The sequence below is a fragment of the Campylobacter sp. RM9328 genome, from assembly GCF_012978615.1.
The window spans coordinates 1-351 of sequence record NZ_LIWF01000085.1 but is presented as its reverse complement, the minus strand read 5'-3'; the positions used below and the strand labels follow the sequence as shown (position 1 = coordinate 351).

Sequence of the window (351 nt, the reverse complement as noted above, 5' to 3'; positions counted from 1 at the left end):
CTAGCCGATGAAGATGGCTGGATAGATATAAATTCAAATTTGGGAGCTTTTAATGGATTGCTTGGGATTGCTTATGCTAAGCAAGGAGTTGATGGGAGTTATAGATTAGAAGAGTTATCGAGTTATCCGCATACTACAAATTTTGGCTTTAATAATGTATTTGATACAACAACCAAAGAGTACTATTGGCGAGATAGCGATAAAAACTCTTATCAAAATCAACAATACACGAGATTTATGAATTTATATAATGATTATATGAGCGAGCTTAAAAATAGAGATGATTATATAAATGAATTTGATGATGAAGCAAAGGCAAAGTATCAAAATGTAAAATCTAGCGTTATGCTG

The 351-nt window shown here is 31.9% G+C and carries 1 pseudogene; it reads left to right on the top strand.

Annotated elements, in window-relative coordinates:
• Positions 1-351, top strand: a pseudogene (locus tag CCAL9328_RS10805) (hypothetical protein); the annotation flags it as partial.